Origin of the sequence: Aneurinibacillus terranovensis DSM 18919 (genome assembly GCF_000430625.1) — a bacterium.
GTDB classification, from domain to species: Bacteria; Bacillota; Bacilli; order Aneurinibacillales; family Aneurinibacillaceae; genus Aneurinibacillus_B; species Aneurinibacillus_B terranovensis.
Map to the genome: position 1 here is coordinate 100,077 of NZ_AUMJ01000016.1, position 20,862 is coordinate 120,938.

Genomic DNA, 20,862 nt, shown 5'->3' on the forward strand with positions numbered 1-20,862 from the left:
TACGTACGCGCCTAATTGTTTTCCACCTTAAATATAGCAAAAGTAGCCTCTAATTCCTTGTATAAGCCGGTTAAATCCATACTCAACCTTTTCAATCGGTTAACTGACGCATCCTGCTGGCTGGCTGATGCGGAAATCTCCTGAATAGCTGCTACCTCCTGCTGTGAAATCGCAGCAATCTGCTGAATGGCCGCCAATGCCTGGTTCGTCCTCTCTGTAATGCCCTCCGCTTCTTTAGCCACGTCGGATGTTCCGTCCGCCAGACCGGAAACTCCAAGATAAATCGCTTCAAAAATTTCTCCATTCTGTTTAATTAATTCGGCACCTTTTAAAATTTCAGAGAAACTTTTTTTATTTTTATCCGTCACAGCGTCAGACGCTTTGCGAATGGCATCGACACTCTCAATAATGGTGCTCACAGATTGGTTCGTCTGTTCAGCAAGATTGCGAATTTCCTGGGCTACCACCGCAAACCCCCGGCCCGCTTCACCCGCCCGTGAAGCTTCAATCGAAGCGTTAAGCGCCAGCAAATTAATCTGGGAAGCAATCTTTTTAATGATATTAACAACAGTTGCTATTTCTTGTGAGCGCATTCCAAGGTGATTTAATTCTGCAGACGTCTCTTTTCCGCGCCTAATGATTTCCTCCATCTGCTGCGAAATGATTTTCACCTGATCGTTTCCCTGTTGGGACAAATTCTTCGCCTGCAGTGACCCTGCCGCCATGTCATTAATTTTTTCATTTACATGCGTAATCGCTTCGGAAGTTCCTGTAAACATTGTAGATACTTCTTTAACATAACCGAATTGATGTTCCTGGCTTCCAGCCACTTGCTTTGTGGCTATGGCAATTTGTCTGGATCCGTCCAATACATATTGAGACGCGTCCAATATCGTATGGCTTGTTTCTCCAACCAAGGAGGAACTCTGAACCAGTTGGTGAACCACTCGTCCCAGCTTTTGCCGCATCGCTTCAAAACTCTCGGCGAGAATTCCAATCTCATCTTTATTATTGGTTGTAATTTCATTCGTTAAATCGCCTGCTGCCAGTTGATTTGCGTGCCGCGCCAGCAATATTAGCGGACCGGTAATTTTTTTGGCAATCATATGGGCGACAAACCATCCAATTGAAATGGTCAGCAAAATAAGCAAGACACTTCCCAATAAAATCATTCGCTTTAAATTCATAACAAAACTCGCGTCAATATCGATCCCGATGATCGCCTCACAACCCGATACCGGCGAAAAAATAGATTTATGTATGCCCAGCCTATTCTGGTAAATCCCGCTAATATGAGCAGAATCATTAAACGTTGCTGCCATTTCCGGAGTAAGCGAGTACCCTGTCATATGCTCTTTCGAATTGCTAAGGGCTACAATGAATGGTTTATTATTGTCTCTGGCAATCACATAGACATTTTCTACGCCCGTTCTTTTCTGATAATTAGTAAGGATTGATACTAATTGCTCATACTGGGCTTCGTTCTCCATCGCACCTTTTACCATAATCGGCCCTACGATTCGATCTAAGCCTTCCATGCGTGCCTTCAATAAATTCTCAAGGCCGGGAATCACCTGGTTATTGACCAAATACATAGATGTTTGATAAATAATCCCGCTGAATAAGATGGAAAAAATGGCACAGGGGATAATTAATCCCGCTGAAATCTTTCGTACAATCGAATGATTGACTTTAAAAAAACTCATAAGTTTGTTTTCTCTCCTTAGGTTTCATCCATTACTTTTGCCCTCTCTTTATACATAACATTCAAATCCGTTAAAAACTTTAATTTGATGTAAATTTTAAATGAAGATAACAAAACTTTTCTTCATAATGGATGTCCCTTATACCTTCGGGAATACTACGGTCAGGAGGTGAACGTAGTGGAAAGTAAATATTTGAACCAATACCCCCCTGCCAACCTTTCAGAGGAAGAAGTCAATAAGCTTCAACGGCTTGAATCTCAATTATCCCAGGAACTTAATAAATCGATTCTCCTTATGGCTTTTGAAAAATCCCCAGAGTGAGTGCCATTGCCTGGCCGAGCAAAAATCAAAAAGCGAAGGACTCATTTACGTCCTTCGCTTTTCGGCTGTACGATTTACTTTTCATATTATTCTTCCTGCCGTTGCGCAAAAACGAGCACTTTCTTTAACCGTTTCTCAAACTTCTGCCGTGGAATGAGCACGCTATGGTCACAGCCGACGCATTTGATGCGAATATCCATTCCCATCCGGATAATTTTCCACTGGTTTGTTCCGCACGGATGCGGTTTTTTCATTTGTACAATATCACCCAATCCGAACTGCTTTGCTTCCAAGCCGGTATCCACCCTTCTTTCTATTATTATTGATCTCTTTGCTTTGCCGCTACTGATTCTCCAGGGCCGGTTCCGTCATTTTGCGGAATCATCACCATCCGCGGATACGGGATTTCTATCCCTTTTTCATCAAACGCTTTTTTTATGTCCGCTCGAATTTTGCGCATAACGGATTGGTGTGTCAGAGGTTTACATTCCGCAATAATACGGATGACAATGTCGGAGGAACCGAATCTTTCCACACCCAAAACGGTAGGCGTTCTCACGATATCCTCCATTTCCCGCTCCCACACTAATGTCATCTCTTCGAGCGTACGAAGCACAAAATTAATATCCGCATCATATGACACACTAACATCCACTACAGCCATCGAATTCTCGACGGAAAGATTTGTTACTTCCGAAATGCTTCCGTTAGGAAGAATATGCACCTCGCCTGTCCATGTTTTGATTCTTGTAATACGGAGGCCAATCTCCTGAACGGTTCCGGTTACCCCCTTAATCGTGACCACATCTCCCACTGCAAACTGGTCCTCAAAAATAATAAAAAAGCCTGTAATAATATCCCTTATAAGATTTTGCGCTCCAAAGCCGATAGCCAGACCGAGTACGCCGGCACTCGCCAACAAAGGACCCGGGTCAAACCCAAGGAACGTAAAAACGTTATAGAAAGCAATAAAATAAACGGTATATTTAATTAGATTGGTGACAAGTGTGCGCATCGTTCCGCTTCGACGCCCGTCTAATTGAATACGCTGAAACTTGCCTCCCTCACGCTGCTGAAAAATGCGGTTGATTGCCACAGTCGCAATGCTAACCACAATTCTGGCAGCAAGCAAGATAATAATGATTTTTAACACCGTTTTCCCAAGAAAAATCCATTTTTCTACGTTCGTTACATAGTGAATAAACTCCGCATAATATCCATCTAACATATTCAAATAATTGTTTCTCCTCCTTATTCTCCTCCATTGCCCTCAACCATAGGGGGAGTATAAAGTTCATATTTATCTATTCTTTTATAATAATACCCCTTAATTTCTACTTTTTCATGTGAGATAATTTTACTGACAGTTTGAAAATCCTTATGTGGAATATCAATGGACAGCGCGCATCCGGCTGTAATTTCTTTCGGTGTAGGCCTGGTATCAATCTCTATATCCGCATATTCGAGCAGCATCTCGGCACGCAAGGCCTGCTGTGTAGAATCAAATGCAATGAGTATTTTATTATTCATTTTCCATCCTTTCTCCACCTCTCCGCACCTAAACATGTAAGAAAGCAATTAAAATTTAGCTGCTGACTGCAATTTAACTTTTTTTGCATGTTTTTTGTTTACGTGTGGTAAATAAGTATATAAACCTATGTTTTTCCAAATGTGCTTACTTAAGTCCCCTCCTTACCCTTTGTTGAATAACTTAACGTAAAAGTATATCTGTCTTTTATTTGGCGTATACTATTACCATTATGTTTATGTGGGAGGCACGTATGAATAACGATGGAATGGTACACATGTTTCCACCAGATCCCTTTCGTATCGACCATTCAGAGGACGAAGCCATCGAATTATTAAGTAGAAATATCCATCACCGTCTGCGATCGTATCGTGGCTATTCGGATCTTATCGTGTTCTGCATTGGTACCGATCGTTCAACCGGTGACTCTCTGGGTCCGCTTGTCGGTTCAAAACTGGAAAACTTATACCCACGAAACGCAATCATATACGGTACATTAGATGCTCCCGTTCATGCGGTAAACCTGGAAGACACATTAACAATCATTCAAGATAGATATGAGAACCCTCTTATTATTGCGATTGATGCCTGCCTCGGACAGCTCAGCAGCGTTGGAAAAATCACCGTCTCCCACGGCCCGATTAAACCGGGAGCGGGTGTAAAAAAGAAATTGCCTGAAGTAGGAACATTTCATATTACCGGGATTGTGAATATCGGAGGATTTATGGAATACTTTGTTCTCCAGAATACTCGTTTAAGCATTGTGATGAGGATGGCGGATATCATTTCTCATTCACTTAACAAGGCATTCTCCCAATTAAAGGAGCCTTCTTACCATTATGTATCCTCCTCAACCCACCTTAATCCAGTATATCGTAATTTATCTGAATAAATAAAAAGCATATGATTCACCTTTCCATCATGGAGAAGAAGTGATCGTATGCATTTTTATTTTTCTTTAGAATAAACTCATCATCCATTCTTTAATAGCCCCCCAGTTTTTAAGAAAAGGGACCCCAAGCGCGACAATCAAGAGCGCCGGCAGCATATTTGCCGTGCGAATTTTTTTCAAATCCATGAGGTTAACGGCAATAGCAATAATCATAATCCCGCCGGTAGCCGATACTTCGGTAACAATTTGCATCAGCATTTCCCGGCTTATCATCTGGTTAATATAGTGGGCTCCAATGGCCATCGCCCCTTCATATATGAAAACAGGCACAGCAGAGAAAAGAACGCCAACCCCAAGCGCAGAAGCAAATATGATAGCAGAAAAACCGTCCAGTAATGATTTGGTAAATAAAATCTGATGGTCGTTTCTCAATCCGCTGTCAATGGCGCCAAGGATAGCCATGGCACCGATACAATAAACAAGGGTGGCTGTAACAAAAGCAGTTGCAATATTTCCCTTTTTATTGCCGCCAACCTTGTTTTCCAGCCATATTCCGACCTTATGAAGTTTATCATCAATCCCCCACCATTCACCGAGAATACTTCCTACCACTAAACTGAAAATCACCAATAAAAAATTTTGGGATTGCAATCCCATTTTAATCCCTAAGATTAGTACGGCAAGCCCAATTCCCTGCATAACTGTTGTTCTCACACTATCTTTAATTCCGGATAACAGGGAACCAAGAAGGCCTCCTATAATAACTGCTGCTGCATTCACAATTGTACCCAACAATACCATTGTCTCTATTTCTCCTCATTTCAGAAAACTCAACTGCCGCCCAAATAAAAAAACAAAGACTGCAGTCTTAGTTGCCCTTTGCAGACAGAAAACATAGGCTTTCCTGTATTTATACAAAGGCTTCTCTAATCTCTTTTAAAGCAGATACGAGCGTATCAATATCCTCTTTTTCGTTAAAATAACCAAAGCTTACGCGAACAGAACCTGTCTCGAGAGTCCCAGCCGTTTCATGGGCAAGCGGCGAGCAATGAAATCCGGCGCGGACAGCGATATTATATTGCTGATCAAGAATATACGCAAGTTCGGAAGCGTCTACTCCATCCATAATAAATGGGATCACGGCAAGCCGTTCGCAATTTTCATCCGGTCCGAAAACATGCACTCCTTTCACATCTTTAAGCTGAACCATTGCTTCTTTCGCCAGTTCCCATTCTTTTTTGCGGATAACATTCACACCAGTTCGTAATACAAACTCTACTCCTGCCCGAAGCCCGGCAATACCCGGGGTATTAACTGTCCCGCTCTCAAACCGATCCGGACGTGTTTTCGGTTGGTCGATATTCTCTGAATGACTTCCTGTCCCACCATGGAAATACGGTTCCAAGTCAATCGAGGGGTGAACATACAATCCGCCTGTCCCCTGCGGCCCATATAATCCCTTGTGTCCGGGGAAAGCCAGCATATCAATATGCATCGTTTCTACATCAATCGGAAGAATACCGGCAGATTGTGAAGCATCAACGAGAAATGGAATATGATTCTCGCGCGCAAGCCGACCTATTTCTTCTATTGGCGCAATAGTGCCAAGTAAATTTGATGCATGGCTGACTACAATTAACCCCGTATTCTCCCGAATGGCTTCCCGTATATCCGCCAGAGAGAACTCATAATTTTCGGGCTTAATATAGGAAACGTCAATCCCCATAGTTTTTCTTAAAAACTCAAGTGGACGACGAACTGAATTATGTTCCAGCGAGGTGGTGATGACATGCATTCCAGGTTTTACATACCCTTTTATCGCCTGATTAAGTGCCATGGTAGCATTCATCATAAAAAAGATGTCATTGGGATTTTTAATAGAAAATAGCTGGGCAAGTTTTACCCGTGTCTGATAGATGACCTTACTAGCTTTCATCGCAAGCTGATGACCGCCTCGTCCTGGATTGGCTCCATATTGCTGCACACATTCCATCATTGCTTTCGCTACTTCAGGAGGCTTTGGCCAACTTGAAGCTGCATTATCCAAATACGTAATATTCATGTCCGGACGACCTCCTTTTTATTAGTAAGCAGCAAGGAAAACTCGGCTGCACACTGTACATCTTTAAAAGTCAAGCAAGGCAACCTATGCAAGTCAGGTTGCCTTTTTGCGTGACTATTTACTCTCAATAATATCGATAATCCGCTCCAAATCCTCCTGTGAAAAATAAACAATTTCAATTTTGCCTTTTTCTTTGTTTTTCACGGGCTTAATATTTACCGAAGTGCCAAATTTCATTCTCATCCGCTCTTCGAAATCTGCTATATAAGAAGTCTTTTTTACGGGTTTTGTTTCACGTGAAACATCTTTCCTTTGATCCAGTTTTTTTATGATTTCCTCAAGTTGACGAACACTCAGAATTTTTTTCTCCACTTCTTTCGCTAACTCAACTTTACGCGTGTCATCTTCTACAGCAAGCAAGGCACGAGCGTGACCCATGGAGAGAGTTCCCTTTGACACCTGCTTTTGAATTTCATCGGGTAATTGAAGCAGCCGGAGGAAGTTAGCTACATGAGGGCGGCTCTTTCCAACTTTTTTAGCCAATTCTTCCTGCGTTAAAGAAAAGGCGTTCATTAGCTTTTGATAAGCCTGGGCAATCTCCATCGTGTTTAAATTTTCCCGCTGCAAATTCTCAATAAGTGCAATCTCCATAACCTGCTGGTCTGTAAAATTTTTAATAACGATGGGTACTTTGTCTAAATCAGCCAGTTGGGCCGCTCGGAGACGTCGTTCCCCGGCTACCAGTTCATACCCTTTTACACTTTTTCGGGCAACAAGCGGCTGAATAATACCATGTTCTTTAATAGACTCCGTTAACTCATTCAATGCCTGTTCCTCAAACACTTTTCTGGGCTGATACGGATTAGGGCGAATTTCTTTTATACTTATTTCGATGATTTGATCCTGTTCATCCACATTTATAGAAAACAAAGCATCAAGCCCTCGACCTAATCGCTTATTCAATACTAATCACCTCTCTCGCTAGATCGGTGTACACTTCTGCTCCTTTTGATCGGCGATCGTAAGTAAGAATGGATTTTCCATGACTTGGCGCTTCACTTAAACGCACATTACGTGGGATTATTGTCCGATACACCTTTTCCTGAAAATATTTTTTCACTTCATCAATGACTTGCAATCCCAGATTTGTTCGAGCATCTAACATGGTAAGGAGAACACCTTCAATATATAATTGACGATTCAACTGCTTTTGTACAAGACGAATTGTATTTAAAAGCTGGCTTAGGCCTTCTAATGCGTAATATTCGCACTGAATCGGAATCAGTACAGAATCAGCCGCAGTCAAAGCGTTGATCGTTAAAATACCGAGAGATGGGGGACAATCCACAATAATATAGTCGTATTTATCTTTGACAAGTTCAAGCGCTTTTTTTAGCCTCTTCTCTCTTGAGTAGGCAGGAACTAGTTCAATTTCAGCACCGGCTAGTTGGATGGTTGCTGGCAGGATAAACAGATTTTCTGTATCGGTCGGAAGAATGGCATCAAGGGGATGAATATCGTTAATAAGAACATCATAAATACAGTATCTAACGCTTGATTTATCTACGCCAATACCGCTTGTCGTGTTACCTTGAGCATCGATATCAACAAGCAGAACCTTTTTCCCTTCCTCAGCGAGACACGCACTTAAGTTTACGGAAGTTGTTGTTTTACCAACGCCGCCTTTCTGGTTCGCAACTGCAATAATCTTGCCCACCATTTCACCTCATTTCATTTAACTAAACCGGGTAAATCAATGATTTATTTACTTTTAGGGATTTTGATCACTATCTGGTAAAAATCATCTTGATCCTCTTCTTCCGTTTGAATGGATAAACCACTTTGCATAACCATGTCTACAGATTGGCGCACTGTATTAATGGCTAGCCGCATATCTTTGGAAAAGGAACGACGTTTTTGCTTTTGTTTGACCTGTTCATTTTCCAGCAGCTTTTTAATCCTTTGCTCGGTTTGCTTCACATTCCATTGTCTTTTTATAATCTCCTGCAGTACCTGAAGCTGTATTTTTTCATCTTTCAAAGAAAGCATCGACCGGGCATGCCGTTCTGAAATCTTGCGCGCTAATAAAGCATCCTGTACCTCACCCGGGAGATGAAGAAGCCTAAGTTTATTAGCAATCGTTGACTGGCCTTTGCCCAATTGCAGGGCCAGGCTTTCCTGGGTCAACCCGTGCAAATCAATCAATTTTTGGTAAGCAAACGCCTCTTCAATAGGTGTTAATCCTTCGCGCTGCAAATTCTCAATGAGGGCAATGGACGCCGCCTGCTCATCGCTAAATTCTTTGACAATGGCAGGTATTTTTTCCATGCCTAATTTGCAAACCGCACGCCAACGCCGTTCCCCCGCAATAATTTCGAATTGATTGTTTCGTTCCCGAACAACGATTGGCTGGATAATCCCATGAATTTTTATTGTTTCACACAGTTCATCAATTCGATCATCATCAAAAACGAGACGGGGCTGGTAAGGATTTGGCACAATCTGTTTAACTAAAAGCTGTTTAATTTCTTCTTGCCCGACTTGATCAGATAGGCCAAATAAGCGAGAAAACTGGTCCTTCATGAAAATGACACCACCTGCTTCCTAACATTCCAAAATTATATATTCGCCAAAGGAATAGCTTTTTCCTTCCCTGTTTCACGTGAAACAACGACGAGATGCATCTTCAAAAGGTCTCCCTTTTTTCAAAACACGGCCGGTCTCACTTCCCCGCAAGGAAAGACTCCTGCAAAAAAATAAAATTGCTCAGTCAATTGCCCACTACTCACTCAGGTTTACGTTTGGCATACACATGCGTTTCAGGGCAAGCATAAAGAAAAAGCAGCCCAAAACAGCTGCTTCAAAATCAATCAACTATATGATTGGATTTTTGTTTGGCGTACCCGCTTTGCGTGGATAGGCGGATGGAGTTTGTTTAAGTTTACGGATAAATATTAAATTTCTCTCCGATTCTTCCTCCGGCAGATGGAAGGTTTCAACTTTTTCCGTTTTTCCACCCAGTGTTTTAATAGCTTTCTTGGCCTCATCGAGTTCCTCTCCCGTGCTGGCACTTTTCATCGCAAGAAACACACCCGACGGTTTCACAAACGGTAAGCATAACTCGGAAAGTACGGCAAGACGAGCGACTGCTCTAGCGGTGACCATCTGAAACGTTTCTCTGTACTTCTTATCCCGGCCTGCATCCTCCGCCCGGCTATGTAGGAAAGAAACATTTGTTAACCCGAGTTCGCGAACAACTTCCTGCAAAAAAACAAGGCGTTTATTTAACGAATCGAGAATAGTTAGTTTCAGAGCAGGAAAACAAATTTTGAGGGGAATTCCGGGGAATCCTGCCCCGGAGCCCACATCGATCAGGTTTTCTACCTGTGAAAAATCGTAATAGAAAGCAGGCGTAATCGAATCAAAAAAATGTTTCTCATACACCGGTTCCCGTTCAGTTATGCCCGTAAGATTCATTTTTTCGTTCCACTCTACCAGCAACTCATAGTAGCGTTCAAATTGCCGAAGCTGTTCTTCGGTAAGGTGTACCGCATGTTCTGCAGCAAGCTGTTGCAGCTTTAACGCATCCATTTGTTTCTCCCCTAGTTCGCCACTTTGCGAAATGATTCCAGGTATATAAGCAGTACGGAAATATCCGCCGGCGTTACTCCTGAGACACGGGAGGCCTGACCAATGGATAAAGGTTTGATTTTATCCAGCTTCTGTCTGGCTTCCATCGCTAACCCATGAATGTCCATATAATCAAGGTCTTCCGGAATCCGCTTCTTCTCCATTTTTTTCAGGCGTTCCACATCCTGCAGTTGCTTGCGGATATACCCTTCATATTTAATCTGGATTTCAACCTGTTCGGCAACATCTTCCGGAACAGGTGATTCAGGCGGGATAAGCCTGGCAATGTGCTTGTAAGTTACTTCCGGACGTCTGAGAAGCGAATACGCATCAAACGCGTTGTCCAGTTCTTTCGACCCCACTTCCCGAAGCATCTCCTGAACTTCAGGAGTCGGTCCCATTTTAATCGTACGGAGCCGTTCCTTCTCGGCTTCAATTAAACGCTTTTTCTCAAGAAAACGCCCGTAACGATCATCACTAATCAGGCCAATTTCGTGACCGATTTCAGTAAGCCTCATATCGGCGTTATCATGCCGGAGAAGCAGGCGGTACTCCGCCCGCGATGTGAGGAGGCGATACGGCTCATTTGTTCCCTTTGTGACAAGGTCGTCAATCATCACACCGATGTAAGCCTGTGACCGATCAAGAACAATCGGTTCTTTTCCCTGCACTTTACGAGCCGCATTAATGCCTGCCATAATCCCCTGGCCTGCCGCTTCTTCGTATCCGGATGTTCCATTAATTTGACCTGCTGAAAAAAGTCCGGGAATTTTTTTCGTTTCGAGAGTCGGCCACAGCTGGCTCGGAATAAGGGCATCGTATTCAATCGCGTAGCCGGGGCGCATCATTCGTACGTTTTCGAGTCCACCGATTGAACGCAGAATATCAAGTTGCACCTCTTCCGGCATGCTTGTGGAAAGTCCCTGTACATAAACCTCTTCGGTATTGCGACCCTCCGGCTCAAGAAAAATCTGATGGCGCGGTTTATCGCTGAAACGAACAATTTTATCTTCAATGGACGGACAATAACGAGGTCCTGTACCTTCAATCGCGCCGGAAAACATCGGTGCACGATGGAGGTTCCCATTGATAATCTCCTGGGTCTGCTCGCTTGTGTACGTCAGCCAGCACGGCAGCTGCTCATTCGTGAAAAACTCCGTTGTTTCATAAGAAAAAGCGCGCGGTTCATCATCACCGGGCTGAATTTCTGTTTTGCTGTAATCGATGGAATCGCTATAAACACGCGGCGGCGTTCCCGTTTTAAAACGAACGATTTCAAAGCCAAGCTCTTTTAAATGGTAAGCCAAATCGACCGATGGCTGCATATTATTCGGACCGCTTTCATACTGCAAATCCCCGATAATAATTTTTCCACGCAAATACGTTCCGGTCGTAAGAATAACTGCCTTTGATTTGTATTCCGCACCCGTTTTTGTAATGACCCCGCGGCATTCTCCGTCTTCTATAATCAATCGCTCCACCATTCCCTGGCGAAGCAGAAGATTTTCCGTTTTTTCCATTGTTTGCTTCATCGTATGCTGATAATCAAACTTATCGGCTTGTGCGCGCAGCGCATGGACAGCCGGTCCTTTTCCCGTATTTAACATTCGCATTTGAATATACGTTTTATCAATGTTGCGCCCCATCTCTCCACCAAGCGCATCAATTTCCCGTACAACATGTCCCTTGGCTGGTCCGCCTATCGACGGATTACAGGGCATAAAAGCAACGGCGTCCAGACTAATGGTGAGACAGAGCGTTGAACAACCCATGCGGGCAGAAGCAAGTGCAGCCTCCACTCCGGCATGCCCTGCACCTACTACAATGACGTCGAATTCACCTGCTTGGTATCCCACTTGTAATTCCTCCTCTTGCGCCTTCCATGCGCATCACTATTTCCCTAAGCAGAATTGTGAAAAAATCTGATCGATTAAATCTTCGCGTACGGTATCACCGACAACTTCCCCAAGAAGTTCCCAAGTTCGCCTAATATCAAAAGCAACCATATCGACAGGCATTCCACTTTCGACGGCATCAATCGCTTCCCCAATCGTTTGAGAAGCTTCATGTAACAATTGAATATGACGGGCATTGCTCACATACGTCAAATCTTCACTCTGAATTGACCCTGAGAAAAACATCCTGGCAATGGCGTCTTCCAGCTTATCTACTCCTTCTTCCATCTTAACCGATATCGTTACGACACGAGTTTCCGGGATTAAACGTTTTACCTCATCTATATCTAACTTATGAGGCAAGTCAGCTTTATTTATAATGACGATCGTATTCAATGTTTTCACAACGTCTAGCAATTCTCTATCTTCCGCCGTAAGTGGTTCCCCATAATTTAATACGAGCAAAATCAGATCCGCTTTACCCAGCATTTCGCGGGATTTCTCAACTCCGATTCGCTCAACGATATCTTCTGTCTCCCGAATTCCGGCCGTATCGATTAAACGAAGCGGAATTCCTTTTATGTTAACGAACTCTTCAATAATATCGCGGGTTGTTCCCGGGACATCTGTTACAATAGCTTTTGCTTCCTGCAGCAAACTATTTAGCAGAGAGGATTTTCCTACATTCGGCCTCCCCACAATAACGGTCGCGATGCCTTCCCGCAGAATTTTACCCTGGCTGGCCGTTCGCAAAAGCTTTGTAATCTCATCCTGAACCCACCTGCTTTTATCGGAAAGAAGGCTGCGTGTCACTTCATCTACATCATGTTCCGGATAATCGATCGTCACTTCAATATGGGCGAGAAGCTCAACCAGCTGATGCCGGAGTTTTTTAATCAACTGTGACAGTTTTCCCTGCACCTGCCCCACTGCTACTTTCATCGCCCGGTCTGTTTTAGCCCGGATTAAATCGATCACCGCTTCGGCTTGGGACAAATCAATCCGCCCGTTTAAAAAGGCACGCTTTGTGAATTCACCTGGCTCGGCTAATCGTACCTGCTGCTCTAATACTAAATGAAGCACGCGATTTACCGATACAATCCCGCCGTGGCAATTAATCTCCACTACGTCCTCCCTCGTAAACGTTCTGGGGGCCCGCATAACGGTGACCATGACCTCCTCAACGACTTCATCGTGCTCATCCACAAGGTGACCATAATGAATCGTATGACTATCCACAGTGGATAACCGGGAAGCGCCTTTATAAATGTTATCCACAGTCTCAACCGCACTCGGTCCACTCACGCGAATAATGGCTATTCCACCCTCACCGAGCGGGGTAGCTATGGCTGCGATCGTATCTGTATCCATAATTAAAATTCACCACACATTAAAAACATATATTTAAAAGCTTTCCCTAAAAGTATAGATTACCATACTTATGCAACAATTGATAAAGAAAAAACCTCTCTAGTGATAGAGAGGGAGGATCTTTCTATTAATTTTTCCTGGTGCTAATAACAATTCGGCGGTTGGGGTCGGTTCCTTCGCTAAATGTTTGAATCTCCGGCCGTTCCTGCAGGAAGCTGTGGATGATCTTTCTTTCGGTCGAATTCATCGGTTCGAGCCGGACAGGTTTTTTCGTCTTGATGACCTGGTCTGCCATTCTTGAAGCAAGCTGTTCCAGCGCTTCTTTGCGTTTCTGGCGATAATTCTCGGCATCCAGTATAATTCGGAGCCGTTTATCGGCATACCGGTTTGCCACGATGTTAACCAAATACTGCAAAGAGTCAAGGGTTTGCCCGCGGCGCCCGATAATCAGTCCAAGCCCCTCGCCTTTTATAACAAAGGTTACCGCACCACTTTTAGATAATTCTTCAACTTGTGCAGCGAGTCCCATCGTGAAAAGAACTTCTTCAAGAAATTGCTTCGCTTGAGAAATCGCTTCTTTTTCCGATTCCTTGCCTTTTTTCATTTCCGGTTCAGGAACGGCTGGTATGGATTCGGTTTCTTCGCGAATTTCAGCCGTTGCTTTGTTTTGTGTTTCATGTGGACTATCAGGGTGGATTTCATGTTCTTTTCCCGCGTTCCCCGATGTAATCAATGCAGCCTGCTTTTCTTCCTGATGTGTTACTTCCACTTTTGCGTACCGGACACCGATAAGCCCGAGAAACCCTTTGCTTGGTTCTTCCAGCACACGGAATGTGACAGAATCTCTGGTTGTCTGCAATTGCTTCAAGGCTTGATTCACTGCTTCATCAACGGTTTTCCCTGTTGCAATTACCTTGTTCACTTTGCAAGACCTCCTTTAGGAGCGTTACCCTTATCTCGATAAAGGAAGTAGTTTTGGATGGTCGTGAAAATGTTTCCATATACCCAGTACAAGGAAAGTGCAGACGGAAGGGATATCGCAATGACAAAAATCATCACAGGCATAATGTACGTCATCATCTTCATTTGCGGATTTTCCGACATGGTTGGGCTGTACCGCATCATAATAAGCTGCTGCAGAAAAGTAGTTAACCCGGCGAGAATTGGCAAAATATAGTACGGATCCTTCGCTCCGAGCTGCAGCCATAAAAAATCGTGTGAACGAATTTGCGCTGTGCGAATAATGGAATGATAGAAAGCAAGCAAGACTGGCATCTGGATAAAAACAGGTAAGCAACCCGTAATCGGGTTCGCATTATGCATTTGATAGACCTTCATGATTTCTTGCTGCGCTTTTTGCGGATCGTTCTTATACTTTTCTCTTATTTTGACGATCTCGGGTTGAATTTCCTGCATCCGTTTCTGATTTTTCGTCTGTTTAATAGTAAGTGGCAAAATCACCAGACGAACCAGGACAGTTACAATAAGAATCGCAATTCCATAACTGCCTCCGAAAAATTCTGCAGAACGCTGAAGCAGCCAGGATAACGGGAAAACGAAAAATCGATCCCAGATCCCACCATGAGGATCAATTGGCAACGGGTGATTTGGATTCGCAGCACTGCACCCTGCCATTAAAAGCGTGATTCCAAGAATAAGCAAAGCGGTTTTTAGACGCCGTTGTAGCAAGAATAATTCCTCCTTGCAACTATGTATTTGAAATGACATGGTAACCAGAGAAACAAATTTAAGGCACTTCATCAATACCACCAGGGTGAAAAGGATGGCAGCGCAGAATACGCTTGAAAGCCATCCATCCCCCCTTAAGAGGACCGTATCTCTTCACCGCTGTCAGCGCATATTGCGAACAAGTCGGATAGAAGCGGCAAGTCGGTGGTTTTAACGGTGAAAGCCATTTTCGATAAAAGGTAATGGAAGAAATAAAAAAGTTCTGAACAAGTTTCAAAGATGCATCCCCTGTCCTGTTCTTAAGATAAAAACAGCTTGGCCTTTCGCATACAATGGTAGAGGCTGTCCCGAAACGCTGCATAATCCAGTTCAACAGCAGGCAATCTGGTGATAATAATAAAATCACAAGCCGGCTTAATCTCATCGGCCCGCAGACGCACCGCCTCTTTAATGAACCTTCTTATTCGGTTTCGCGTAACGGCATTTCCTATTTTTTTACTAACAGACATCCCTGCCCGAAAAGCCTGCTGGTCATCTTTTTCCAGAAAATAAATGACAAATTGGCGATTGGCTACCGACTTCCCCTTCTTAAATACCACCTGGAAATCTTCATTTTTTCGCAATCGATTCTGGCGATACAAGGGATACACTTCCTTACCTAACCTATGCTAGCTTCTATAGCTTGTTACTTTACATAAAGAGTTCTTAATAAAAAGGTAGAAAAGGCCACTTTGGAGTGGCCTTATGCTGACAATACTTTTCTTCCTTTTTTACGGCGGTTCGCAATTACTTTGCGGCCGTTTTTAGTACTCATACGAGCACGGAAGCCATGAACTTTACTGCGTTTACGGTTATTTGGATTAAACGTTGGTTTCATTGGTAAATCTCCACCTCCTTATGAAGGTTCCATCCATAACATAGACAGTCTTAATTATTATATAGATCGCCCTCACAAAATGTCAAGTTACCAATTTATCCACATTTTTTATTTCCCAACCGCATGTGGATAAGAATTATTTCCCGTATTTTTGTCGACAACCTTTAACCAGACTTATTCACAAAATCTAGTGTTGTGAATAGACAATTTACACAACGTGTAGGTTTTGTGGATAACTCAGAAAAAATCATTGCTACTCGGGATTTTATTTGCTATCATAGTTTTGTTTTAACCCGTGGATAACTTTTTCAATCATTTTCTTTATCCACAAGCTGTGGATAATATTGTGGACATTTATTAACCTGTGTGGAAAACTTTATCCCCTGATTTGTGAATAGTGTCGATTGGTTTCGAAAATTGTCGTAGGAAATCGGACACGAAGGTGATAAAGTTATCCACATTTTGATTTTATTTTTAGAAGGACTTTATACTTCTTCTACATACAAAATCCAATTAATTGGGTTCTTTGAAGAAGGGAGGAAAATATGGTCACCAATGTAAAGGAACTTTGGGATGCTGCACTAACGCACATACAATCCAAGCTAAGCAAGCCAAGCTTTGAAACCTGGCTTAAATCTACAAAAGCAACCGCTCTAGATGACAGTACCCTTCTTATTACCGCACCGAATGAGTTCACCAGAGATTGGCTCGAATCTCGTTATTCCGACCTCATTATGGAGACATTGTATGAAGTAACGGGCAAACATATGACCATTAAATTTGTTATACCGACTTCCGGAATAGAAGATGAGATAACGACTCAGGGAACGAGCCCGGCCGCCAGAGAGAAACGAAACAGTGATGATTTCCCCCAGACGATTTTAAATCCAAAGTATACGTTTGATACGTTCGTTATAGGGACCGGAAACAGATTTGCCCATGCAGCCTCACTTGCTGTAGCGGAGGCACCTGCAAAGGCTTACAACCCCCTTTTTATCTATGGGGGTGTCGGACTGGGAAAAACACACTTAATGCATGGAATTGGCCACTACGTATTAGAGCATAATCCAAATGCCCGTGTTGTATACCTCTCTTCTGAAAAATTTACGAATGAATTTATTAACTCGATTCGCGATAATGAAACGGTGAATTTCAGAAATAAATATCGTAACGTCGATATTTTACTAATTGATGATATTCAGTTTCTGGCAGGAAAAGAACAGACGCAGGAAGAGTTTTTCCATACATTTAATGCGCTGCATGAGGAAAGCAAGCAGATCATTATTTCAAGTGACCGGCCGCCGAAAGAAATTCCAACACTGGAGGATCGGCTGCGCTCCCGTTTTGAGTGGGGATTAATTACTGATATTCAGCCCCCGGATTTGGAAACCCGGATTGCAATTTTGCGCAAAAAAGCAAAGGCTGAAAATCTTGAAATCCCGAATGAAGTTATGGTATATATCGCCAACCAGATCAACACCAATATCCGCGAACTCGAAGGGGCACTTATACGTGTGGTTGCCTATTCTTCTTTAATTAATCAGGACATTGATACTGAACTGGCTGCGGAGGCCCTCAAGGATATCATTCCCACTAACAAACCGAGGATGATTACGATTGCCGGAATACAGCATGCTGTTGGTGAGAAGTTTGGTATCAAAATGGAGGATTTCAAAGCAAAAAAACGAACCAAGTCCATTGCTTTCCCCCGCCAGATTGCGATGTATCTATCGCGGGAACTTACGGATTTTTCGCTTCCTAAAATCGGGGAAGAGTTTGGCGGGCGCGACCATACAACCGTTATTCACGCCCATGAGAAAATTACCCATGCCTTGCAAAACGATCGTCAGCTGCAGGTGAACATACAAGAACTCATCGAAACCATTAAAAATGGGAAGTGATTTTTACTTATCCACCTGTGAATAAGTCCTCATATCATAATCAGCCTATACACAATGTTATCCACATGTGTATAGGCTTTATTTCTTTGCGTAAATTCGACTTATTCACATATTCACCGCCTCTATTACTATTACTGTTCTTAAAAAAAGAATAAAATATATCTATATGCGAAGATAACGATTTTAATTCTAGGGGGACATAATGGAATTCATTATTAAAAGAGAGCTGTTAACCGATGCAATTGGGACTGTAAGTAAAGCCGTATCAACGAGAACAACCATTCCCATCCTGACAGGAATTAAGATTGTGGCTCATGAAGATGGGGTTACTTTAACGGGAAGTGATTCAGATATATCCATCGAGCAATTCATCCCTGCTCAATCAGAAAATGAACAATCAATTAATATCATCCAAACAGGCGTCGTCGTCCTTCCTTCGCGGGTATTTGGAGATATTGTGCGGAAATTACCCGGTGAACAAGTTAGAATTTCCGTCAACAACCGATTTATGGTTACTGTTTCATCCGAGCGTTCAGAGTTTAATCTTAATGGGATGAATGCGGATGAATACCCTCGCTTACCGCAAATTGAAGAAGATCAGATAGTAAGCATACCTTCTGACCTATTAAAAACCATTATTCGCCAGACTGTCTTTGCCGTTGCTACCAATGAAACACGGCCTATTCTAACCGGGGTTATGTGGAAACTGGACAATGGCCAGCTGTCGTTTGTCGCAACAGACAGCCACAGACTTACCACGAGAACAGCTGCGGTTGAGGTGTCGAATGACCTGTCCTTTGAAAATATTATAATCCCGGGGAAAAGCTTAAATGAATTAAGTCGCATATTACCTGAAAACGACCAACTGGTATATATTGTTATTACTGATAATCAAATCCTTGTGAAAGTCAATCATATTCTGTTTTATTCCCGGATTCTGGACGGGACGTATCCTGATACGAGCCGGATTATTCCGCGGCATACAAAAACCGAAATTATTTTATCAACCAGAGAGTTTCTCGGAGCGATTGAAAGGGCAAGCTTATTAGCAAAGGACGGAAAAAATAATGTGGTTCGCTTGTTTACCCGGCCTGATGGAGTTATTGAAATTTCGTCGAATACACCTGAGATTGGAAAAGTTACAGAAGAGATTATTCCTGCCTCAATGGAAGGTGAAGAAGTGAAAATTTCTTTTAACGCAAAATATATGCTGGATGCATTGCGCGCTTCAGACAGCTCAGAAATCAAGGTGGGTTTTACCGGGGCAATGAGCCCGTTTATTCTTCGGCCAACTGATCATAATTGGCTCCTTCACTTAATTTTGCCTGTGCGAACGAACCAATAAGGAGGCCGTTTATGGAAAAACAACGGGTAGAAATTACAACCGAATACATTCCGCTTGGCCAATTTCTTAAACTGGCCGGTGTTATAGATACCGGGGGACAGGCAAAAATGATTCTTGCCGATGTTCCCATTCAAGTGAATGGAGAAACAGAAAACCGGCGCGGCAAAAAATTGTATAATGGAGATATCGTGGATGTGGAGGGGTTTGGTACCTTTGAAATTGTCAAAGGAGCCGAATAACCGGAGGGGAGATACAGTTTGATACTGAAGGAACTGAAGTTTGAGCATTACCGGAACCTGGAGAATCTTACTCTCGCTTTCGATGCTCCGATTATTCTCTTTATGGGACCGAACGCCCAGGGGAAAACTAATCTTCTTGAATCCATTTATTTTTTGGCTATGGCCAAGTCGCACCGGACGAGCAAAGACAAAGAATTAATCCGGTGGAATGCAGACTATGCAAGGCTTGCTTGTCATGTTGAAAAGAAGCATGGACCCCTTTCCTTGGAAATTCAGTTGACGCCGCGGGGAAAAAAGGCGAAAATTAATAGTCTGGAACAACGCAAGCTTAGCGATTATATCGGAGCCATGAATGTGGTGATGTTTGCCCCGGAGGATCTGGGAATTGTGAAGGGAAATCCCCAGATAAGGCGGCGGTTTCTCGATATGGAAATTGGCCAAGTGTCCCCCGCATACCTATATCATGTGTCACAATATCAGAAAATAATCCAGCAGCGGAATCAGGCACTCAGGGAAATTCAGCACCAGAAGCAGTTTCGTGATTTGTTGGACATTTACAATCAACAACTGGCTGCTGTTTCTGTTAAAATATTACAAAAGCGTTATCGTTTCATCGAGAAAATACAGGAATGGGCTCGTGAGATTCATGCGCAGATTACACAGGGTACAGAAAAGCTTGATCTTTCGTATGAATGCTCGCTTCCTTTTTCCCCTTTCATGTCCCATGAACAGGCGCAGGAGGCCATTTATCAGCATCTTACCACTATTCGTGACCGGGAAATTGCAAGGGGAATCAGCCTGGCCGGACCTCACCGGGATGATATTAATTTTTTTATTAATGGCACGAGTGTACAGCAGTACGGTTCCCAGGGACAGCAGCGCACCACGGCACTCTCTCTGAAACTGGCGGAAATAGAACTGATTCACCAAGAAGTCGGGGAATACCCTTTACTTTTGCTGGATGATGTTTTGTCAGAACTGGATGAAAACCGTCAGTCCCATCTTTTAAATAATATTAAAGACCGAGTACAAACCTTTGTTACAACGACAGGAGTGGAAGGTCTTTATCATCAAACATTAAAGCAGGCCTCGCTTTACCGGGTCAGACAAGGGATAGTAACGCTTTAAACGTGGGGGGAAAAGGAATGTTTATACACTTAGGCGGAGACATTGTCGTCCGTTCGGCAGATGTCATTGCAATTCTGGATTATCACGCGAACTCTTCAAAAATTACCCGGCAGTTTATTAAACACGCTGAAAAAGAAGGCCGGGTCATGGCCTCAAGCAATGAAGAAAGCAAATCGTATGTGATAACGAAAGATAAAGTATATTGTTCTCCTATATCATCTCTTACGTTAAAGCGTCGCGCTAATTTTGTCAGTAGTTTGGAAAGTAGGTGAAGCTAG

General features: G+C 43.1%; 24 protein-coding genes. 7 read left to right on the top strand and 17 right to left on the bottom strand.

The window, feature by feature from the left end; genetic code table 11:
• Window positions 1–11 precede the first annotated feature (11 nt).
• Entirely contained in the window at window positions 12–1,706 is a 1,695-nt protein-coding gene (locus H525_RS0103585; RefSeq protein WP_027415061.1) for a methyl-accepting chemotaxis protein, read from the bottom strand.
• 177 nt (window positions 1,707–1,883) lie between these two features.
• Here H525_RS0103585 and H525_RS26930 point away from each other — a divergent pair, with 177 nt between their 5' ends.
• Window positions 1,884–2,027, top strand: a complete 144-nt coding sequence (locus tag H525_RS26930; protein WP_155837114.1) for a hypothetical protein — start codon at window positions 1,884–1,886, stop codon at window positions 2,025–2,027.
• Between the two features lie 86 nt (window positions 2,028–2,113).
• Here H525_RS26930 and H525_RS0103595 read toward each other — a convergent pair whose 3' ends face one another.
• From H525_RS0103595 to H525_RS22695, 3 genes are read right to left on the bottom strand one after another with little or no spacing between them, the layout of a single operon-like run.
• On the bottom strand, window positions 2,114–2,320 hold the full coding sequence (locus H525_RS0103595; RefSeq protein ID WP_027415062.1) for a DUF951 domain-containing protein: 207 nt from the start codon (window positions 2,318–2,320) through the stop codon (window positions 2,114–2,116).
• Window positions 2,321–2,346: 26 nt separating this feature from the next.
• Window positions 2,347–3,255 (bottom strand): mechanosensitive ion channel family protein, encoded by a 909-nt coding sequence (locus H525_RS22690; RefSeq protein ID WP_051330779.1) that lies wholly within the window; start codon window positions 3,253–3,255, stop codon window positions 2,347–2,349.
• 23 nt (window positions 3,256–3,278) lie between these two features.
• Window positions 3,279–3,557, bottom strand: a complete 279-nt coding sequence (locus H525_RS22695; RefSeq protein WP_051330774.1) for a putative Se/S carrier protein — start codon at window positions 3,555–3,557, stop codon at window positions 3,279–3,281.
• A gap of 251 nt (window positions 3,558–3,808) precedes the next feature.
• Between H525_RS22695 and yyaC the strand changes: the two genes are divergently transcribed.
• Window positions 3,809–4,447, top strand: a complete 639-nt coding sequence (yyaC, locus tag H525_RS22700) for a spore protease YyaC (protein WP_051330775.1) — start codon at window positions 3,809–3,811, stop codon at window positions 4,445–4,447.
• A gap of 66 nt (window positions 4,448–4,513) precedes the next feature.
• Here the strand turns inward: yyaC and H525_RS0103615 are convergent, their stop codons facing one another.
• The 13 genes from H525_RS0103615 to rpmH all read right to left on the bottom strand — a co-directional run bounded on the left by H525_RS0103615 (window position 4,514) and on the right by rpmH (window position 15,971).
• Entirely contained in the window at window positions 4,514–5,248 is a 735-nt protein-coding gene (locus H525_RS0103615; protein ID WP_027415063.1) for a DUF554 domain-containing protein, read from the bottom strand.
• Window positions 5,249–5,357: 109 nt separating this feature from the next.
• Entirely contained in the window at window positions 5,358–6,509 is a 1,152-nt protein-coding gene (locus tag H525_RS0103620; RefSeq protein WP_027415064.1) for an aminotransferase class V-fold PLP-dependent enzyme, read from the bottom strand.
• 114 nt (window positions 6,510–6,623) lie between these two features.
• Window positions 6,624–7,472: a ParB/RepB/Spo0J family partition protein gene (locus tag H525_RS0103625; protein ID WP_027415065.1), complete on the bottom strand. Its 849-nt coding sequence runs from the start codon at window positions 7,470–7,472 to the stop codon at window positions 6,624–6,626.
• Complete coding sequence (locus H525_RS0103630; protein ID WP_027415066.1) at window positions 7,465–8,226, bottom strand: ParA family protein; 762 nt, start codon at window positions 8,224–8,226, stop codon at window positions 7,465–7,467. Before H525_RS0103630 ends, H525_RS0103625 begins: the two co-directional genes overlap by 8 nt.
• Window positions 8,227–8,270: 44 nt before the next feature.
• On the bottom strand, window positions 8,271–9,092 hold the full coding sequence (gene noc, locus H525_RS0103635; RefSeq protein WP_027415067.1) for a nucleoid occlusion protein: 822 nt from the start codon (window positions 9,090–9,092) through the stop codon (window positions 8,271–8,273).
• 291 nt (window positions 9,093–9,383) lie between these two features.
• Window positions 9,384–10,100, bottom strand: a complete 717-nt coding sequence (gene rsmG, locus H525_RS0103640; protein ID WP_027415068.1) for a 16S rRNA (guanine(527)-N(7))-methyltransferase RsmG — start codon at window positions 10,098–10,100, stop codon at window positions 9,384–9,386.
• A gap of 11 nt (window positions 10,101–10,111) precedes the next feature.
• Window positions 10,112–11,995 (bottom strand): tRNA uridine-5-carboxymethylaminomethyl(34) synthesis enzyme MnmG, encoded by a 1,884-nt coding sequence (gene mnmG, locus H525_RS0103645; RefSeq protein ID WP_027415069.1) that lies wholly within the window; start codon window positions 11,993–11,995, stop codon window positions 10,112–10,114.
• 36 nt (window positions 11,996–12,031) lie between these two features.
• On the bottom strand, window positions 12,032–13,405 hold the full coding sequence (gene mnmE, locus H525_RS0103650) for a tRNA uridine-5-carboxymethylaminomethyl(34) synthesis GTPase MnmE (RefSeq protein WP_027415070.1): 1,374 nt from the start codon (window positions 13,403–13,405) through the stop codon (window positions 12,032–12,034).
• Window positions 13,406–13,532: 127 nt separating this feature from the next.
• Window positions 13,533–14,327 (bottom strand): RNA-binding cell elongation regulator Jag/EloR, encoded by a 795-nt coding sequence (gene jag, locus H525_RS0103655; RefSeq protein ID WP_027415071.1) that lies wholly within the window; start codon window positions 14,325–14,327, stop codon window positions 13,533–13,535.
• Complete coding sequence (gene yidC, locus H525_RS0103660) at window positions 14,324–15,040, bottom strand: membrane protein insertase YidC (protein ID WP_051330780.1); 717 nt, start codon at window positions 15,038–15,040, stop codon at window positions 14,324–14,326. Before yidC ends, jag begins: the two co-directional genes overlap by 4 nt.
• A 112-nt stretch (window positions 15,041–15,152) precedes the next feature.
• Window positions 15,153–15,371: a membrane protein insertion efficiency factor YidD gene (gene yidD / locus H525_RS0103665; protein ID WP_027415073.1), complete on the bottom strand. Its 219-nt coding sequence runs from the start codon at window positions 15,369–15,371 to the stop codon at window positions 15,153–15,155.
• A gap of 22 nt (window positions 15,372–15,393) precedes the next feature.
• Window positions 15,394–15,744 (bottom strand): ribonuclease P protein component, encoded by a 351-nt coding sequence (gene rnpA, locus H525_RS0103670; RefSeq protein WP_342664265.1) that lies wholly within the window; start codon window positions 15,742–15,744, stop codon window positions 15,394–15,396.
• A 92-nt stretch (window positions 15,745–15,836) separates the two neighbouring features.
• Window positions 15,837–15,971, bottom strand: coding sequence for a 50S ribosomal protein L34 (rpmH, locus tag H525_RS0103675; RefSeq protein WP_027415075.1), 135 nt, complete (start codon window positions 15,969–15,971; stop codon window positions 15,837–15,839).
• Between the two features lie 545 nt (window positions 15,972–16,516).
• On the opposite strand from rpmH, the gene dnaA reads away from it, so the two are divergent.
• From dnaA to remB, 5 genes are all read left to right on the top strand, one after another.
• The gene (dnaA, locus tag H525_RS0103680) at window positions 16,517–17,872 is read left to right on the top strand and encodes a chromosomal replication initiator protein DnaA (protein WP_027415076.1); all 1,356 of its coding nucleotides are present in this window, start codon (window positions 16,517–16,519) and stop codon (window positions 17,870–17,872) included.
• Window positions 17,873–18,074: 202 nt separating this feature from the next.
• Window positions 18,075–19,217, top strand: a complete 1,143-nt coding sequence (gene dnaN, locus H525_RS0103685; protein WP_027415077.1) for a DNA polymerase III subunit beta — start codon at window positions 18,075–18,077, stop codon at window positions 19,215–19,217.
• An 11-nt stretch (window positions 19,218–19,228) separates the two neighbouring features.
• The gene (yaaA, locus tag H525_RS0103690) at window positions 19,229–19,456 is read left to right on the top strand and encodes a S4 domain-containing protein YaaA (RefSeq protein WP_027415078.1); all 228 of its coding nucleotides are present in this window, start codon (window positions 19,229–19,231) and stop codon (window positions 19,454–19,456) included.
• A gap of 18 nt (window positions 19,457–19,474) precedes the next feature.
• Window positions 19,475–20,584, top strand: a complete 1,110-nt coding sequence (gene recF / locus H525_RS0103695) for a DNA replication/repair protein RecF (RefSeq protein ID WP_027415079.1) — start codon at window positions 19,475–19,477, stop codon at window positions 20,582–20,584.
• Between the two features lie 17 nt (window positions 20,585–20,601).
• Window positions 20,602–20,856, top strand: coding sequence for an extracellular matrix regulator RemB (remB, locus tag H525_RS0103700; RefSeq protein ID WP_027415080.1), 255 nt, complete (start codon window positions 20,602–20,604; stop codon window positions 20,854–20,856).
• Window positions 20,857–20,862 lie beyond the last annotated feature (6 nt).

Excerpts from the sequence above, each read along its gene's own strand:
- mnmE (WP_027415070.1), bottom strand. The coding sequence starts at position 13,405 with ATGGATACAGATACGATCGCAGCCATAGCTACCCCGCTCGGTGAGGGT.
- dnaA (WP_027415076.1), top strand. The coding sequence starts at position 16,517 with ATGGTCACCAATGTAAAGGAACTTTGGGATGCTGCACTAACGCACATA.
- yidC (WP_051330780.1), bottom strand. The coding sequence starts at position 15,040 with ATGGCAGGGTGCAGTGCTGCGAATCCAAATCACCCGTTGCCAATTGAT.
- noc (WP_027415067.1), bottom strand. The coding sequence starts at position 9,092 with ATGAAGGACCAGTTTTCTCGCTTATTTGGCCTATCTGATCAAGTCGGG.
- remB (WP_027415080.1), top strand. The coding sequence starts at position 20,602 with ATGTTTATACACTTAGGCGGAGACATTGTCGTCCGTTCGGCAGATGTC.
- H525_RS22690 (WP_051330779.1), bottom strand. The coding sequence starts at position 3,255 with ATGTTAGATGGATATTATGCGGAGTTTATTCACTATGTAACGAACGTA.
- yyaC (WP_051330775.1), top strand. The coding sequence starts at position 3,809 with ATGAATAACGATGGAATGGTACACATGTTTCCACCAGATCCCTTTCGT.
- yaaA (WP_027415078.1), top strand. The coding sequence starts at position 19,229 with ATGGAAAAACAACGGGTAGAAATTACAACCGAATACATTCCGCTTGGC.
- rsmG (WP_027415068.1), bottom strand. The coding sequence starts at position 10,100 with ATGGATGCGTTAAAGCTGCAACAGCTTGCTGCAGAACATGCGGTACAC.
- rpmH (WP_027415075.1), bottom strand. The coding sequence starts at position 15,971 with ATGAAACCAACGTTTAATCCAAATAACCGTAAACGCAGTAAAGTTCAT.
- H525_RS0103585 (WP_027415061.1), bottom strand. The coding sequence starts at position 1,706 with ATGAGTTTTTTTAAAGTCAATCATTCGATTGTACGAAAGATTTCAGCG.
- H525_RS0103615 (WP_027415063.1), bottom strand. The coding sequence starts at position 5,248 with ATGGTATTGTTGGGTACAATTGTGAATGCAGCAGCAGTTATTATAGGA.
- H525_RS0103620 (WP_027415064.1), bottom strand. The coding sequence starts at position 6,509 with ATGAATATTACGTATTTGGATAATGCAGCTTCAAGTTGGCCAAAGCCT.
- H525_RS22695 (WP_051330774.1), bottom strand. The coding sequence starts at position 3,557 with ATGAATAATAAAATACTCATTGCATTTGATTCTACACAGCAGGCCTTG.
- dnaN (WP_027415077.1), top strand. The coding sequence starts at position 18,075 with ATGGAATTCATTATTAAAAGAGAGCTGTTAACCGATGCAATTGGGACT.